This is a genomic window from Streptomyces daliensis, from assembly GCF_054782395.1.
This window is the reverse complement of the sequence record NZ_BAAGSO010000125.1, coordinates 134,996-150,408: the sequence shown is the minus strand read 5'-3', so window position 1 is coordinate 150,408 and position 15,413 is coordinate 134,996. Positions and strand designations below refer to the sequence as shown.

Sequence of the window (15,413 nt, the reverse complement as noted above, 5' to 3'; positions counted from 1 at the left end):
AAGGTCTCGTCCTTGTCTCTCGGCCGGTGACTTTCTCGACCTGCGGGGACACCCCACCCCGTCCCCGTCCCGCCGGTGGCCCACTATCCGACTCCGGGTGCGCCAAGGCCCCACCCGTGCCCTTGCCCGGGGGACGCCATCCCCCGGTGCCCCCTGGGGGTGCGTACGCGTGCTGCGGGCCGGTGGCACGGGTTGTGCCCACCCTCCCCCAGCTACCGCTGGGAGGTGCCCCCTCGCCATGCGGAACGCCTGCCCACAACGGTGGTGCTGATGGCCACCGGTGAGGGGGCACCGACCTGCTGGTGGCCACCGGGTGGGAGGGGACGTGGTGGGGTGTCCCCGCAAGTGGTGGCGACGAGTATGTGCAGGCAGCCGAAAAGCCGACCCGCACTTGTCGCCGCCCGAGGAGACACCCCGGCACGGCACCGACCCCCACCACACACCAACCCCACAACCACCGGCACAAACCAAGAACCACGCGGCGCCAGCCGCGAACTACCGGTCCATAGGCCGCGCCGCAGCCACCCACCCGCACCCGAAAAACGCCGCACCCCGTGCAGCGGCACAAAAATGTTGTGGGCAATCGTCCCGCTGGCGGGACGGGTGGGCACAACCCGTGCCACCGGCCCGCCACACGCGAACGAAACCCCAAAGGGGCACCCCCCCCAGGCGCACCCCCACAAGAAACAGGCACCCCGTGTGACCTTCACCCCGCACCCCGTGAAGAGGCACACCAGCATGAAGGGGTAACCCCCCGTTTCGTTACGCCGGAAGCGCCGCGTCCGCCGACTCCAGGGGCCCGGCAGGCGGTGACGTGGACGTACCGGGCGACCCGGCCGCCTCCGCGAGCCAGCGTCGCAGCACCCGGTGCACGCTCTCCGCGCCGACCAGTTCACCGTCCGCCGGGGCCGAGAGGACGAGCGGCGACAGCAGGAAGGCCCGGTTCTGTTCGCCGCCCAGGCCGCCGTGGGAGCCGATCTGCTCCTCGAAGGCGTGGACGCGGCCTGTACGGGGCTCGACGGCGGAGTTGACCATGATGTCGGCCGCGTGCGGGAAGCCCGCCGTGCGCCGCACCGCGTCGGCCGCGCCGTGCCCGAACGGCTCCAGCGGGTCGCGGCCCCCGACGATCTCCCCGGTGGCCAGCCGGTGCTCCGCACCGCCCGGCCCGAGCACGACGGCCCCGTGCTCCTCGCTGCGCACCAGCAGAAAGCCGATGCCCTGGTGGTCGGCGAGGGCACGCAGCAGCGCGGGGTGGCGTGCGTCGAGCTGTTCCCTGGACATGCGGCCCGGCACGTCGGGGAACGAGACGAGGCCGAGGTTGCCCGAGGCCAGCACGACGGGGCCCGCCGTCCTGGGCGGCTTGCGCGGCGGCTCCTGGCCGCACTCCTCGGGCCGGTGCAGCGCCGCACGGGCCGCAGCCCGCGCCTCGCCCCCGCTGAGCGTGCGCCCGGCCTTGCGCGGCACGGGCAGCCCGCAGCCCGCGCGCACGAGGTTCTCCAGCGTGAGCCCGTAGGCGCTCTCGAAGGTCTCGCCGTGGCTCTGCCCGTGGTCGGACAGCAGTACCAGGTGGTACGGGCGGGGCGCCTTCTCGATGACCTTCGCGATCAGCGCGATGGAGCGGTCAAGACCCCGCAGCACCTGCCGGATGTCGCGCCCGCGCGGGCCCGAGTGGTGGGCGACCTCGTCGTAGCCGACGAGGTCGGCGTAGACGGCGGTGCGCCCGCTGAGGATGTCGCCGAGCACGGCGGCGACGACCACGTCCCGCTCCACGACCGTCGCGAAGGCCCGCACCACGGGGTAGAGCCCGCCGCGCCCGACGCGCGGCCCCTTGCCGCGCAGCCGCGCCCTGACCGACTGCCCGATCTCCCGCAGCACCTCGGCGACGAAGGAGACGGCGGTACGGGTGGCGTTGGCCGGGTCGGAGAAGTAGGCGAAGTATCCGGCGCGGGAGCGGTTCTCCCTGCCCCTGCGCACGGAGACCGACAGTACGAGCGCGGCCTGCCCGGCACCGCCGCTGAAGAGGTTGCCCCGGCTGGCGCCGTCCAGCGCGAGCAGTCCACGGTCCCCCGTGCGCTCGACGGCGCGCCGCTGGAGTTCGGCGGCGCTGGTGGGCCGGTTGCTGACGATGACCTCGCCGGTCTCCTTCTCGTACCAGCGGAAGGCGGGCACGTCCTCGTTGCTGCCGTGCAGGATGCCGAGCTGGCTGCCGCCGGTCTGGCTGGACCAGTCGGTGCGCCACGGGGTGAGGCGGTGCGAGCCCGTGGCCATGGCGGCGACGGTGGGCATCAGCGGGGCCGAGCCGTCGGGCGGCTCGATCGCCTCGCGCAGCACCTCGTGGCCGAGGCCGTCGAGCTGGAGGAAGACGGTGCCCGGGGTGCGCGGCCCCTCCCCCGCGTTCGCGCGGCGGCGGTCGCGGTCGGCGAGCCGGGAGAGGCGGCGGCGGTAGGCGCCGTCGTCCCGCACGGTGAGGAAGGTGCTGGCAGCGGAGGACGCGGCGGACATGACGGCGGCCACGACGACGGCGGTCTCCGGGTCGGCCGAGCCGTGCCCGTACGGGATGAGGGACAGCGCGAGCAGCAGCAGCGAGCCGTTGAGGAAGAAAACCAGCAGTCCCAGCACCAGCGCGGGCACGAGGAGCAGGGCCCGGACGAGGACGGGCCACACCAGGGCGCTCAGCAGGCCGAAGACACCGGCGCCGATGGCGGCGGTGATGCCGATGAGGGTGGCGCTGTCGCCGTCGGAGGACTGGAGCCGGAAGTCGGGCAGGATGCCCGCGAGGACGAGCATCGTGACGGTGCCGACCGCCCATACCGCGAGTATCCGCAGCGCCGCGGCGCCCAGGCGCCGCCAGGGTGGCAACCGCAACCGCAGCCGCACGCCCGCCTCCTCTTCTTCCTCGTCTCCGCTCCGCCCGGCCCGCGGCCCACCCGCGTCCGGCCCCCTCCGCACACGCGGGACATTCTCCACTTTTTCACAGCGTCTACGGGGGCGGGGGCCCGCCCTGGGGCGTGGTGCCCGCGTCGGCCCCGGGCCCGGAGGTCCGAGCGCTTACGCTCGTAGGCGCGCCCTAGGCCGTCGCCCGTAGCGGGGTCGGCGAGGTCGGCAGGCGAGGCGAAGGGAGAGAGTCCGTGCCGGTGGAGGTCACGTGGTGGGGACATGCCACCACGACGGTGCGGGACTCGGGGGTGACCGTGCTGACGGACCCGCTGCTGGTGCGCCGCATGGCGCATCTGCGCAGGCGGCGCGGCGAGCTGCCGCCGCCCTCCGCCACCCGCGCCGATCTTGTGCTCGTCTCCCATCTGCACGCCGACCATCTCCACGTCGGCTCCCTGGCCCGGCTGGCGCCCGGCACCCGCGTCGTCGTGCCGCGCGGCGCCCCCCGGGCGGTGCCCGGGCTGCGGCGGCTGCGGCATCTGCTGGACGTGGTCGAGGTCGAGGCGGGCGAGGAGGTCGACGCCGGTGCTGGGGCCGGAACGGGAGCGGGAGCCGTGACCGTGCGGGCCGTGCCCGCGGCGCATGACGGGCGTCGGCTCAACTACGGCCCGCGCCTCGCCGCCGCGCTCGGCTATGTGATCACGGGCGAGGCCCGCACATACTTCGCCGGTGACACCGGGCTGTTCGACGGCATGGCCGAGGCGGTCGGCCCCGTGGACGTGGCGCTGCTGCCCGTCGGCGGCTGGGGCCCGTACCTGGGCGAGGGGCACCTGGACGCGGGGCGCGCCGCGCGGGCCCTCGCCCGCCTGAACCCGAAGAGCGCCGTGCCCGTCCACTACGGCACCTACTGGCCGATCGGCATGGACGCCGTCAGGCCGCACGAGTTCCACGCGCCCGGCGACGAGTTCGTCCGCCTGGCGGGGCGGCTCGCCCCCGACGTCGCCGTGCACAAGCTGGCGCACGGCGAGCGCGTACGGCTGGAGGCCGCCAGGTGATCGACAGACTGGCGGACCTGACGGAGCTGGGCGGCCTCGGCCAGGCGCTGCTCGCCGACGCGGCACGCGCCGCCGTCCCGCCCGAGTCCACCCAGCAGGCCGTCGGCTACCCCTCGCTCTTCCTGCTGGTGGTGCTCGGCTCGCTGGTGCCCGTCGTGCCGACCGGGGCCCTGGTGAGCGGCGCCGCCGTCGTGGCACTGCACCAGAGCGTGCCCGTCGTCTCGCTGCTGGAGGTGTTCGGGCTGGCCGCCTTCGCGGCGTTCCTCGGGGACGTCGGGCTGTACTGGCTGGGGCGGCGCGGGGTCGGCTCGAAGAACGGGTCGCGCTGGCTGGAGCGGCTGCGCGACCGTGCCGCGCCCGAGCGCCTGGCCCAGGCGCAGGACAAGCTGCGCGCGCACGGGGTGGCCGTCCTGGTGCTGTCGCGGCTGATCCCCGCGGGACGCATCCCGGTCATGCTGGCGTGTCTGCTGGCCCGCATGAAGCTGCGGGAGTTCGTGCGCGGCGACATCCCGGCCTGCCTGGCGTGGGCGGTGACGTACCAGGTGATCGGCGTGGTCGGCGGCTCGCTGTTCCCCGAGCCCTGGGAGGGCGTCGTGGCGGCCGTCGCGCTGACGCTGCTGATCAGCGCGCTGCCCTCGCTGTGGCGCCGCGTGCACGGGGCACCGCAGCGAGGGGCGTGACGGGCGGGGCACGACGGCGGGAGCCCGGGACCGGTCCGACGAAGCGGGTCCGGACGGGGCCCGGTGCGTCAGCCGCAGCCCGTCAACCCATCAGCCCGACCGGCCCGACGAAGCGGGTCCGGCGGGGCCCGGCGCGTCAGCCGCAGACCGTCGGCCCATCGGTCCGTCAACCCGTCAGCCCGGCGACGTCAGCCGTCAGCCGCCCGTCGTCAGCCGTCGGTCCAGTACGCGGGACGCGCCCACCGGCAGGTCCCACAGCTCCTCGCGCGGGCGCCCCGTCGCCTCCCACGCCGCGCGCACCCGCTTCAGCGGGTCGAGGGGCGGCTCGCCCGAGAGCAGGAAGGTGCCCCAGTGCATGGGTGCCATCGCCCGCGCGCCGACGTCCTCGCAGGCGCGTACCGCCTCCTCCGGGTCGGTGTGGACGGGGCGGAGCATCCAGCGGGGGTCGTAGGCGCCGATGGGCAGCAGCGCGAGGTCGATGTCCGGGTAGCGCCCGCCGATCTCGGCGAACCAGTGCCCGTAACCGGTGTCGCCCGCGAAGTACACGCGCTGTCCGAGCGGGTCGGTCAGCACCCAGCCGCCCCACAGGGAGCGGCAGGTGTCGGTCAGGGTCCGCTTGGACCAGTGGTGCGCGGGGACGAAGTCGAAGCGGACGCTGCCGCCGCCCCGCGCGGGCAGCTCGGCGCCCTCCCACCAGTCCAGCTCGGTGACCCGCGTGAAGCCCCGCCTGCGGCACCACTTGGCGAGTCCGGCGGGCACGAACAGGGGCGTGGAGCGCGGCAGGTGGCGGAGGGTGGGGGCGTCGAGGTGGTCGTAGTGGTTGTGCGAGATGACGACCGCGTCCACGGGCGGCAGCTCCTCCCACGGCACACCGACCGGCGTGACCCGCGCGGGCGTGCCCAGGATGCGGCGCGACCAGACGGGGTCGGTGAGCACGGTGAGCCCGCCGACGCGCACCACCCAGCTCGCGTGCCCCGCCCAGGTGACGGCGACCGTCGAGGCGTCGACGTCGGGCACGGGGCCCGGCTCGTACGGGAGCCGTGACAGCTCGCGCAGCGCCTCCGCGCCGGGGCGCATCGAGCCCTCGCGGGCCATCCGCGTCATGGCGCGCACGCCGGGGAGCGGGGAGGTCAGCCGGTCGGCGAACGAGCGCGGCCACAGGCGGCGGGCTCCGAGGGGGTGCGGCGCGGGGAGCGCGGGCCGCGTGCCGGGGTCCGTGGCGACGTCCGGGCCGAGCCCACGTCCGTGTCCGTGCCCGTTCTCGTCACCGTTTCCGTCCCCGTGCCCCGGCGGACGACGCGGGACGGAGGGGCCGGGACCGGAGCCGCCGTCGCCCGAGCGCTGATCGGTCTGTTCGGACATCTATTCAGGGCTCCCATCTGTGAGATCGGTGAGCGCCGTACGCACTTTCCGCAACGCCCGTGCGACGCCGGGCAATTCCAGCGGGTCCGAAGTGGTGAGTGAGAGCACACCCGCGGCATCGCCCGAGGCCAGCACCTCGGTCGACACACGTACCCGCAGCGCCCGCGGATCATCACCGAACCGGTGCCCTCCGCTCGCGTACGGGCCGAGGCGGCGCACCAGTTCGGCCTCCAGCCCCGCGGCGTCCTTGATCCCGCGCGAGGCGAGCCGGGGGCGCAGCGGCTCCAGGTCGGCGTAGAGGTGGCGGCCTGCGTGCGGCGGGCGGCACAGCACCCCCGCGTCGCCGAGCGCGCGGGCAAGGGCCGCCGCCAGCGCGCCGTGTGCGCGGGCCGCCGCCGTCCTCGCCTCCCGCAGCGGCGCCGCCTCGGACAGCGCCTCGGCAGCGGCGGCGGCGACGGGATCCGACAGCTCCGTGTGCAGCACCTCCAGCACGTCCCGTACCGCATCCGACAGCTCCCCGCCACGCTCCGTCCCCGGGAAGCGCGCGACGCCCGCGTGCAGCCCCGGCGGCAGCAGCGCGGGCACGAGCCCGGTGAGGACGACGACGGAGTCGCCGTGCGGGCCGCCGCACAGCATCTCGGCGGGGCTGACGACGACCGTGTCGTGCGGGTCGTGCGAGGTGTCGCGCCAGCTCTCGTCGCTGACGATCAGCAGCCCCTCGTCGGCCGCCGCCTCGCAGACCTCGTGCAGCAGCTCGGGCGGCGCTGCCGTGCCGGTGGGTTCGTCGGCGACGGACAGCACGAGCACCCTCGGGTCCTCGCCCTCGGCGCGGGCCCTGCGCACCGTCTCCAGCAGCGCGAACGGATCGGGCACGCCCCCGCACTCGGCGGGCACGGGCACGGTGTGCAGGGGGCGGCCGAGCAGGCGGGCCTGCGGGGCGTGCCAGGCCGCGCTCGGGCGCGGCAGCAGGACGCTGCCGGTACCGGGACGTGCCGGGGCCTCCCCCGCGCCCGGCCCCGCACCGGAACCGGAACCGGAACCCGCACCCGCACCCGCACCCGCACCCGCACCCGCACCCGCGAGGATGCCCGCGCCGCCGCCCGTCGCCGCGAGGACGGCGAGCAGCAGCACCGGCGCGCCGGGCGCGACGACGACCTGCCGGGGTTCCGTGTGCATGCCGCGCCGCCGCCAGTACCCGCAGGCGGCCAGCGCCGTGGCCGAGTGCCGTGCGCCGGGACCCTCGGGCCCGGCGTCGTCATCGGGCGCGCCCGCGAAGCCCGCGGAACCGGAAGGAGGGGTGTGGGCGCGGGTGTGCCCTGAGCCCTCGCGCCCGCCCCGGTCACCGTGCCCGCCCCGGTCACCGTGCCCGCCCGCGTCACCGTGCCCGCCCCGGTCGCTGCGCCGCATGCGTCCTTGCCTCCGCCGCTATCCGTACATCAGACAACCCCGCAACCAACCCGTCCACCTTCGCAGAAGGGCAGGAAACGGGCACGCGACGACACGTGAGGACACCCGCCGCTACGGCGTCCGGCTCATCCTCCGCAGTTCCTCCTCGGCGCCGCGCCCGCGCGTACTGACGAGCGCCTCGGCGAGGTCGTACAGCTTGCGGTTCGTGCGCTGGGACATCCGGCGCAGAAGGGCGAACGCCTCGTCCGCGTCGCACCCGACCACGACCATGACGATCCCGCACGCCTGGTCCACCACAGGCCGGGACCGCAGCGCCGAGTCGAGCTGCTCGACCTCGGCGAGCGCCTCGCGGTAGCGCCTGTCCCGCACCAGGACGGTGGTGGCGAGGTCGGCGAGGAGCGCGGCGCTGCCGGTGACGGCGTCGGCGAGGCGGTACGGGCGGAAGGAGAAGACCGTGATGGTGAGCGCGAGGCCCTCACGGCGGTACGGGAGCGTCGTGCTCGAACGCAGCCCGGCGTCCAGTGCCTTGGCACGGTAGGCGGGCCAGCGCGTCTCGTGGAGCAGATCGTCGGCGCTGACGGGCTCGCCGCCCGCCAGCGCCTCGGGTATGGGCCCCTCGCCGGATTCGAGCTGGAGCCCGACCAGCCCGGAGAGGTCGGGATGGGTGACCGCGAGCGGGACGTCGGGGGCCGCGCCCGCGTCCGAGCCCGGCGTGTAGCTGGCGGTGACGGCGGCGGCGCAGCAGTCGGGCGTGCACCGCGCCGCTTCCTCGGCCAGATGGGCGAGACTGCGCCCCTGGGACGTCTCCCCTGGTCCCTCGTCCGTCTCCAGCGAGACGCGGTCGGCGGGGAGCGACGTGGCGGATCGCGGAAGCTTCACATGCGAGCGGCTGCCCAGCGGGGGTGATCAGAAAACGGACGGACGCACACACCCTCGGCATGGATCTCATGGAATCTCCGTGAATGAGCCGGAGATATGGGCCGGGCACGTCCCCAGCGGCTACGTTGAGCTGCATGGCCGACGTGGAGGAGTACGGCGCCGATCTCGCGGCGTTCCGCAGGCGCGTCGAGGAACTGCGTACCGCACGAGCGCTGCCCTCTTCGGAGGCCCTGCCCGCCCTCGACGCGGCGCTCTTCGAGCTCCAGCACGCCGCCGAGGTCCTGTGGCCCCGCTACGAGGAGCTGGCCGCCGCGGGCAAGCGCAACGGCGGGCGCGACGACGCCCATGAGCACCAGTTGCTGCGCGCCCTCTTCCAGCGGCTGCCCGTGGCGGTCGCGCTGCTGGACAGGGACGGGGTGGTGCGGCGGCTGAACGTGGCGGCCACCCAGCTCTTCGGGATGCGCCCCGGCTACGCGACGGGAAGGGCGCTGGCCGGTTCGTTCACCCACGAGGGCCGCCCCACCTTCCGCTCGCAGGTCGCCGCTGTCGCGCGCGGCGAGGGCGCCCGCAGCCTGCACGTGCAGCTTCTGCGCCCGCCGGACCGCAGCTCGCCCCGCAGCGGCGCGCTGCGGGCCACGCTGACGGCGCTGCGCCCGCCGCAGGAGCCGCGCACCGCCGTGCTGACCGTCTTCCAGACGTACGGGGACACCGCCCCGTCGGCGCCGGGCCGTGGCGGGCCCGCCGCGGTGCGCAGGGAGCCCGCGCCCGCCGAGCAGCCCGCGACCGCGCGGCCCGCGCTGACGGAGATGACGCGGCACGCCGAACTCCTGGACCTCATCGATGACATGGCCACCGCGCTGCTGACGGCCCCGCCCGCGCGGGACGCGGTCGCGGCGCGGGCCGCCGCCGTGCTGCACGGGCGGTTCGCCGACTGGGTCATCCTCGACACGGGCGGCAAGAGCGAGACCCTGTGCCGCTCGGCCGTGCTCGCCTCCAGCGGCGAGGTACGCGACGCCGTCTCGGCCCAGGCGCCCGCCGCCTCCCCCGTGGTGGCCGACGCCGTGGACAGACGCGCCGGGGTCCTCCAGGCGCGCCTGGAGGACCCCGATGCCTTCGGCTGCGACGAGACGGGGGCGCCCCTGCTCGTGCGCGCCGAGGCCAGCTCCCTGCTGTGCGTCCCGCTCTCCACGGGGACGACGGGCACGGAGCCGGACTCGGGGCCCGACAGCCCCAGCACCGTCCAGGGGGCGCTGACCCTGCTGCGTACGGGCGGCAGGAGCGCCTTCGAACTGGCCGAGGCCGGGGCCGTGGACCGGATGGCCCGGCACATCGCGTTCGCGTTACGCCGCAGCGAGATGTGAGCTTCCGGCGTCTCCCCCGTCATCGGTCTCGCCGTCCACGGTGTTCACGGCACCGGCGGTGTCCGCCGGGTCCGCGTCCTCCGCCGTCTGCCCAGTGGCGGAGGGCACGGGGGTGCCGTCCTTCGTCCGGTCGGCGTGGTCGGGGACCCGCCGCACGGCGTCCTCCAGCTCGTCCTCGCGCTCGCGCTCCAGGTCGGCCTCGACCTCCTTGTGGATGCGGGTGCAGGTACGGCTGATGAGGCGGGAGACGTGCATCTGCGAGATGCCGAGCTGCTCGGCGATCCTGCTCTGCGTCATGTCGCAGAAGAAGCGCAGGTACAGGATGCGGCGCTCGCGCTCCGGCAGCCGCCGCAGCCGGGGCTTCACGGACTCGCGGTAGACGACCCGGTCGAAGCCCGGTTCGGGGCTCCCCAGGGTGTCGACGAGCGCGTAGCCGTCGTCGGCGCCCGGGAGTTCCGCGTCCAGGGACAGGGTGCTGTAGCTCTCCAGCGCCTCCATCCCGATGGTGACGTCCTCCTCGCTCAGCCCGCAGTGTTCGGCGACCTGTGCGACGGAGGGGGTGTGCCCGTCGAGCGAGAGGCTCAGCTCGCGGATGCTCACCCGGACGCGGTTGCGCAGTTCCTGGACGCGACGGGGCACGTGCAGCCCCCACATGTGGTCGCGGAAGTGGCGCTTGATCTCGCCGACTATCGTCGGCACGGCGAAGCTCTCGAAGGCGCTGCCGCGCGCCGGGTCGTAGCGTGCCACGGCCTTGACCAGGCCGAGCGCGGCGACCTGCTGGAGGTCCTCCAGCGCCTCGCCCCGGTTGCGGAAGTGCCGGGCCAGCCGCGAGGCCATCGGCATCCAGGCTCGCACCACGCGCTGTCGCAGTTCGTCCTTCTCGGGCCCGTCGGGCAGTTCCGCTATGCGGCGGAAGTCGTCGGCGGTGTCGGGGGCGTCGTCGTGCGGGTGTCGTGCGTGCTTCGCACGGGGGCGTACGGTCGTCATGGCTTCGCTCTCTCCCCATACACGGTGGACTGTGGTTCGAGCGGTCACCGCGGGGCAGGCACAAGCGGGGCTGGCGTGCAGAGCGCACCATCGCGCAAAACTGCCGCTCCCGCGGATGTGCCTTCATTCCGAAGCACGACAGTTCGGGTGCCCCTGGGCGCAGAGGGCAAACGTGGCCCGCTTTCCACGGAGTTGGGAAGTGACTCCCATGCGCCCCCTCCCGTGCTCCCCACCTCTCGGGGCCGCCCGCGCACCACTCCCGTACGGCGTGTTTCCGCCCCCGCCGGCCGGTTACCCGCGCCCTTGTCCGCCGAGCAGAGCAGCGCCGGTCGAGCGAGGCCGAGCAGCGCCGAACAGAGGAGCGTCATGTCCGAGAAGGTCTCCGACCACGTCCTCGCGCGGCTGCGCGAGTGGGGCGTCGAGCACGTCTTCGGCTACCCGGGCGACGGCATCAACGGCCTGCTCGCCGCCTGGGAGAGGGCCGGGAACCAGCCCCGTTTCGTCCAGGCGCGGCACGAGGAGATGTCGGCGCTCCAGGCGGTCGGCTACGCCAAGTTCAGCGGCGGCCTCGGAGTCTGCGCCGCCACCTCGGGGCCCGGCGCCATCCACCTCCTCAACGGCCTCTACGACGCCAAGCTCGACCACGTCCCCGTCGTCGCGATCCTCGGCCAGACGGCACGCTCAGCGATGGGCGGCTCGTACCAGCAGGAGGTCGATCTCCACTCCCTCTTCAAGGACGTGGCCTCGGCATACCTGGAGACGGTCACCGTCCCCCAGCAACTGCCCAACGTGCTCGACCGGGCCATCAGGACCGCCTACGCGCGCCGCGCGCCCACCGCCGTGATCGTCCCGGCCGACGTGCAGGAACTGGCCTACGAGGCACCCGGGCACGAGTTCAAGATGGTCCCCTCCAGCCTCGGCAGCAGCGAGTGGACGGCAGCGCCGGACGAGGAGGCGCTGGAGCGCGCGGCCGAGGTCCTCAACTCCGGCAGGAAGGTGGCCATCCTGCTCGGACAGGGCGCCCGCCAGGCACGCGCCGAGGTCGAGGAGACCGCCACCCGGCTGAACGCCGGGGTCGCCAAGGCGCTGCTCGGCAAGGACGTGCTCCCGGACACCCTCCCGTACGTCACCGGCTCCATCGCCCTGCTGGGCACCCGGCCCTCGTACGAGCTGATGCGCGACTGCGACACCCTGCTGACGATCGGTTCCAGCCTTCCCTACAGCCAGTTCCTGCCCGATTTCGGCAAGGCACGCGGCGTCCAGATCGACATCGACCCGCACATGGTCGGGATGCGCTACCCGTACGAGGTCAACCTGATCGGCGACGCACGCGCCACCCTGCGCAGGCTGCTGCCGAAGCTGCGCCACAACGACGAGGGCCTGGAGTGGCACGAGAAGGTCATGGCCGACGTGGACCGCTGGTGGGAGGTCATGCGGCGCAGGGCGGAGGTGTCGGCCGACCCGGTCAACCCGGAGTACGTCGCGCACTGCCTCGACCCGCTGCTCCCGGACAACGCCGTGATCACGGCGGACTCCGGCTCCACCACCAACTGGTACGCCCGCCATCTGCGGCTGCGCGGAGACATGCGGGCCTCCCTCTCCGGGACGCTGGCGACGATGGGCTGCGGTGTGCCGTACGCGATCGGCGCGAAGTTCGCCCACCCGGACCGGCCCGTGCTGGCGCTGGTCGGCGACGGCGCCATGCAGATGAACGGCATGGCGGAGCTGATCACGGCGGCCAAGTACCGGTCGGTGTGGGAGGACCAGCGGCTGGTCGTCGGCGTGTGGAACAACCAGGATCTGAACCAGGTCACCTGGGAGATGCGCGCGATGAGCGGTTCCCCGCAGTTCACGCCCTCGCAGGGGCTGCCGGACGTCTCCTACGCGGCGTTCGCGCGCTCGCTGGGGCTCACGGGAATCCGGGTCGAGAAGCCGGAGGACGTGGAGCGCGGCTGGCGCGAGGCGCTGGCGGCCGAGGGGCCCGCGGTCGTCGAGTTCCTCACCGATCCGTCCGTCCCGCCGATCCCGCCCCACGCCACCTGGGACCAGATGGAGGCGACGGCCGCCTCGATCCTCAAGGGCGACCCGGCGCGGGGCTCCGTCATGAAGCAGGGCCTGAAGGCGAAGGTCCAGGAGTTCCTGCCGGGCGCGAAGCCGCATCCCTCGGCGGGGCGTGAGGGGGCGCGGGAGGAGGGTGACGGCTGACGGCCGACCCGTCGTTTCGCTCTCGCGCGAAGGGGTAACCGCCCCCGCGACCGCGAGGATTGGGGCAGCACGCCATGCCTGAGAGCGACGGCAAGCAGCGACAGCGCGGCGCCCACCGCGTGAACGGTCAGGGGGACGGTCCGCTCACCACGGACCAGGGGGTGGTGATCGGGCAGCCCGACGGCTCGGTCAGGGCCGGGGAACGGGGGCCGACGCTCCTGGAGGACTTCCACTTCCGCGAAAAGCTCACCCACTTCGGCCACGAGCGGATACCCGAGCGGGTGGTGCACGCGCGGGGCTCGGGGGCCTACGGGTACTTCGAGCCGTACGAGTCCTGCGCCGCTTACACCCGCGCCGCGTTCCTGCGTGATCCGGCCGTCCGCACGCCCGTCTTCGTCCGCTTCTCGACCGCGCAGGGCCCGCGCGGCTCGGCCGACACGGTGCGGGACAGCCGGGGCTTCGCCGTGAAGTTCTACACGTCCGAGGGGAACTTCGACCTCGTGGGCAGCAGCTTCCCGGTCTTCTTCGTCCAGGACGGCATCAAGTTCCCCGACTTCGTCCACGCCTTCAAGGGCGAGCCGGACAGCGGGATGCCCACCGGAGCCTCGGCGCACGACACGCTCTGGGACTTCGTCTCCCTCCAGCCCGAGACGCTGCACGCGGTCATGTGGCTGATGTCGGACCGGGCGCTGCCGCGCAGCTACCGGATGATGCCCGGGTACGGGGTGCACACCTTCCGGCTCGTCGACGCGTACGGGAACTCGACGTTCTGCAAGTTCCACTGGAAGCCGCTGCTGGGCGTGCACTCGCTGGTGTGGGACGAGGCGCAGGAGTGCCAGGGCCGGGACCCGGACTTCCACCGTCGCGATCTGTGGGAGGCCATCGCCTCGGGCGAGTACCCGGAGTGGGAGCTGGGAGTCCAGCTGGTGCCGGAGGAAGAGGAGTTCGCCTTTGACTTCGACCTGCTCGACCCCACCAAGGTCATCCCGGAGGAGCAGGTCCCCGTGCAGCCGGTCGGCCGGATGGTGCTGGACCGCAACCCGGACAACTTCTTCGCGGAGACCGAGCAGGTGGCCTTCCACGCCGCCAACGTCGTGCCCGGCATCGGCTTCACCGACGATCCGCTGCTCCAGGCCCGCCTCTTCTCGTACATGGACACGCAGCTCAACCGTCTCGGCGGCCCCAACTTCGCGCAGCTTCCCGTCAACAAGCCCCTGGCGCCCGTACGGACGACGCAGCGCGACGGCCGTCACCAGTACGCGCTGCACAGCCAGGCGAGCTACACGCCGCACTCGCTGGGCGGCGGCTGCACCGCCGAGCCGGAGAAGCAGGAGGAGCAGGAGGAGCAGGAGAAACCAGAGAAACCGGAGAGTTCCAACGGGGTCTTCCTGCATCACCCGGAGCGGCTGGGCGGGACGAAGACCCGGCGGCGCAGCGGCAGCTTCGCCGACCACTGCTCGCAGGCGGCGCTGTTCTGGCACAGCGTCGGCGACTGGGAGAGACGGCACATCGTCGAGGCGTTCCGCTTCGAGCTGGGCCGGGTCGGCTCGGTGGCCGTGCGGGAGCGGATGGTGGCGCGGCTGGGCGACGTCGACGGCGGGCTGGCGCGCGCCGTCGCGGAGGGGGTGGGGGTGCCGGTGCCGGTGCCGGAGGAGCGGGGGCGGGGGCGGGAGCGGGGGCCGTCGGGCGCTCCCGAGGTGACCTCGCCCGCGCTCAGCCTGGAGGCGGCCAGGGGCTCCGGGTCGATCCGTACGCGGCGGGTGGCCGTCCTCGTCACGGACGGCGTGGACGCCCGGCAGGCCGACGCGGTGCGGGACGCGCTGAAGGAGCGCGGCGCGGTCGTCGAGGCGCTCGGGCCTCGCGCGGGCGAGGTCCACGGCCACGACGACGGCACCGCCTGCGCGGTCGATCGCGCGCTGCCGACCGTCGCCTCCGTGCTGTACGACGCCGTGGTGCTGCCCGGCGGGTCCGGCGACCCGCTCGCGCCAGGCGCCGGGGACGCCGACGGCCACGCCGCCGCCCGCTTCGTGCGGGACGCCTACCGGCACGGCAAGCCCGTCGCCGCGCTCGGCTCCGGCATCGGCGCGCTGGCCGCGCTGGCGCCGGAGGAGCTGCGCACGGCGGGCGACGGGGGCGGGGGCGGCACCGTCGTGGACCACGGTGTGGTGACGGACACGGCGGTCGGCACGGTGACCGAGGAGTTCGTGTCGGCCTTCGCCGATGCCATCGCCGCGCACCGGCACTGGGGGCGACCCCGGATGCCCCGCTGAGGGCACACATACGGCCCGGCCGAGCGGTGCCGGGCGCGGCACGACGGACCGTCACGCCAGCACGCCTGCACCGGCATGGGCGGCGGGGCGCTGGCTCCGGGAGCCGGAGCGGCGGCACCCCGTCAGCACGACGGCACCGGGCCTCGACGCCAACACGGCACCGGCCGCCAGCCGCTGTGTCCGGGAGCCGGAGCAGCGGCACCCCGTCAGCACACCGGCACCGGCCTCGACGCCAACACGGCACCGGCGGCGAGCCGCCGTATTCGGGAGCCGCGCCAACCACACCCCGCCAGCACGCCTGCACCGGCATGGCCAGCGAGCCGCTGTACCCGA

General features: G+C 74.2%; 9 protein-coding genes and 1 pseudogene. 5 read left to right on the top strand and 5 right to left on the bottom strand.

The features are described from left to right. Positions 1–762: 762 nt before the first annotated feature. A complete protein-coding gene (locus tag ACYVOO_RS36540) occupies positions 763–2,871 on the bottom strand; it encodes a phage holin family protein (RefSeq protein WP_461020076.1) in 2,109 nt (702 codons plus the stop codon). Positions 2,872–3,128: 257 nt separating this feature from the next. Between ACYVOO_RS36540 and ACYVOO_RS36535 the strand changes: the two genes are divergently transcribed. Both ACYVOO_RS36535 and ACYVOO_RS36530 read left to right on the top strand, forming a co-directional pair. Beyond that, a complete protein-coding gene (locus tag ACYVOO_RS36535; protein WP_461020026.1) occupies positions 3,129–3,929 on the top strand; it encodes an MBL fold metallo-hydrolase in 801 nt (266 codons plus the stop codon). A 17-nt stretch (positions 3,930–3,946) separates the two neighbouring features. Further along, the gene (locus ACYVOO_RS36530) at positions 3,947–4,609 is read left to right on the top strand and encodes a DedA family protein (RefSeq protein WP_461020075.1); all 663 of its coding nucleotides are present in this window, start codon (positions 3,947–3,949) and stop codon (positions 4,607–4,609) included. 195 nt (positions 4,610–4,804) lie between these two features. On the opposite strand, the gene ACYVOO_RS36525 is transcribed toward ACYVOO_RS36530, so the two are convergent. The 3 genes from ACYVOO_RS36525 to ACYVOO_RS36515 all read right to left on the bottom strand — a co-directional run bounded on the left by ACYVOO_RS36525 (position 4,805) and on the right by ACYVOO_RS36515 (position 8,257). Further along, positions 4,805–5,971 (bottom strand): MBL fold metallo-hydrolase, encoded by a 1,167-nt coding sequence (locus tag ACYVOO_RS36525; protein WP_461020025.1) that lies wholly within the window; start codon positions 5,969–5,971, stop codon positions 4,805–4,807. After that, positions 5,972–7,378, bottom strand: a complete 1,407-nt coding sequence (locus ACYVOO_RS36520) for an aminotransferase class I/II-fold pyridoxal phosphate-dependent enzyme (protein ID WP_461020024.1) — start codon at positions 7,376–7,378, stop codon at positions 5,972–5,974. 111 nt (positions 7,379–7,489) lie between these two features. Further along, positions 7,490–8,257 carry an ANTAR domain-containing response regulator gene (locus ACYVOO_RS36515; RefSeq protein WP_461020023.1) on the bottom strand — a complete coding sequence of 256 codons (768 nt, stop codon included), beginning with the start codon at positions 8,255–8,257 and terminating at the stop codon, positions 7,490–7,492. A gap of 134 nt (positions 8,258–8,391) precedes the next feature. On the opposite strand from ACYVOO_RS36515, the gene ACYVOO_RS36510 reads away from it, so the two are divergent. Continuing rightward, complete coding sequence (locus ACYVOO_RS36510; RefSeq protein WP_461020022.1) at positions 8,392–9,618, top strand: PAS domain-containing protein; 1,227 nt, start codon at positions 8,392–8,394, stop codon at positions 9,616–9,618. 192 nt (positions 9,619–9,810) lie between these two features. Here ACYVOO_RS36510 and ACYVOO_RS36505 read toward each other — a convergent pair. After that, positions 9,811–10,605 (bottom strand): annotated as a pseudogene (locus tag ACYVOO_RS36505) (SigB/SigF/SigG family RNA polymerase sigma factor); the annotation flags it as partial. Between the two features lie 366 nt (positions 10,606–10,971). On the opposite strand from ACYVOO_RS36505, the gene ACYVOO_RS36500 reads away from it, so the two are divergent. Together ACYVOO_RS36500 and ACYVOO_RS36495 are read left to right on the top strand one after the other, a co-directional pair. Further along, entirely contained in the window at positions 10,972–12,810 is a 1,839-nt protein-coding gene (locus ACYVOO_RS36500) for a thiamine pyrophosphate-requiring protein (protein ID WP_461020021.1), read from the top strand. Positions 12,811–12,884: 74 nt separating this feature from the next. Continuing rightward, complete coding sequence (locus ACYVOO_RS36495; RefSeq protein ID WP_461020020.1) at positions 12,885–15,080, top strand: catalase; 2,196 nt, start codon at positions 12,885–12,887, stop codon at positions 15,078–15,080. Positions 15,081–15,413 lie beyond the last annotated feature (333 nt).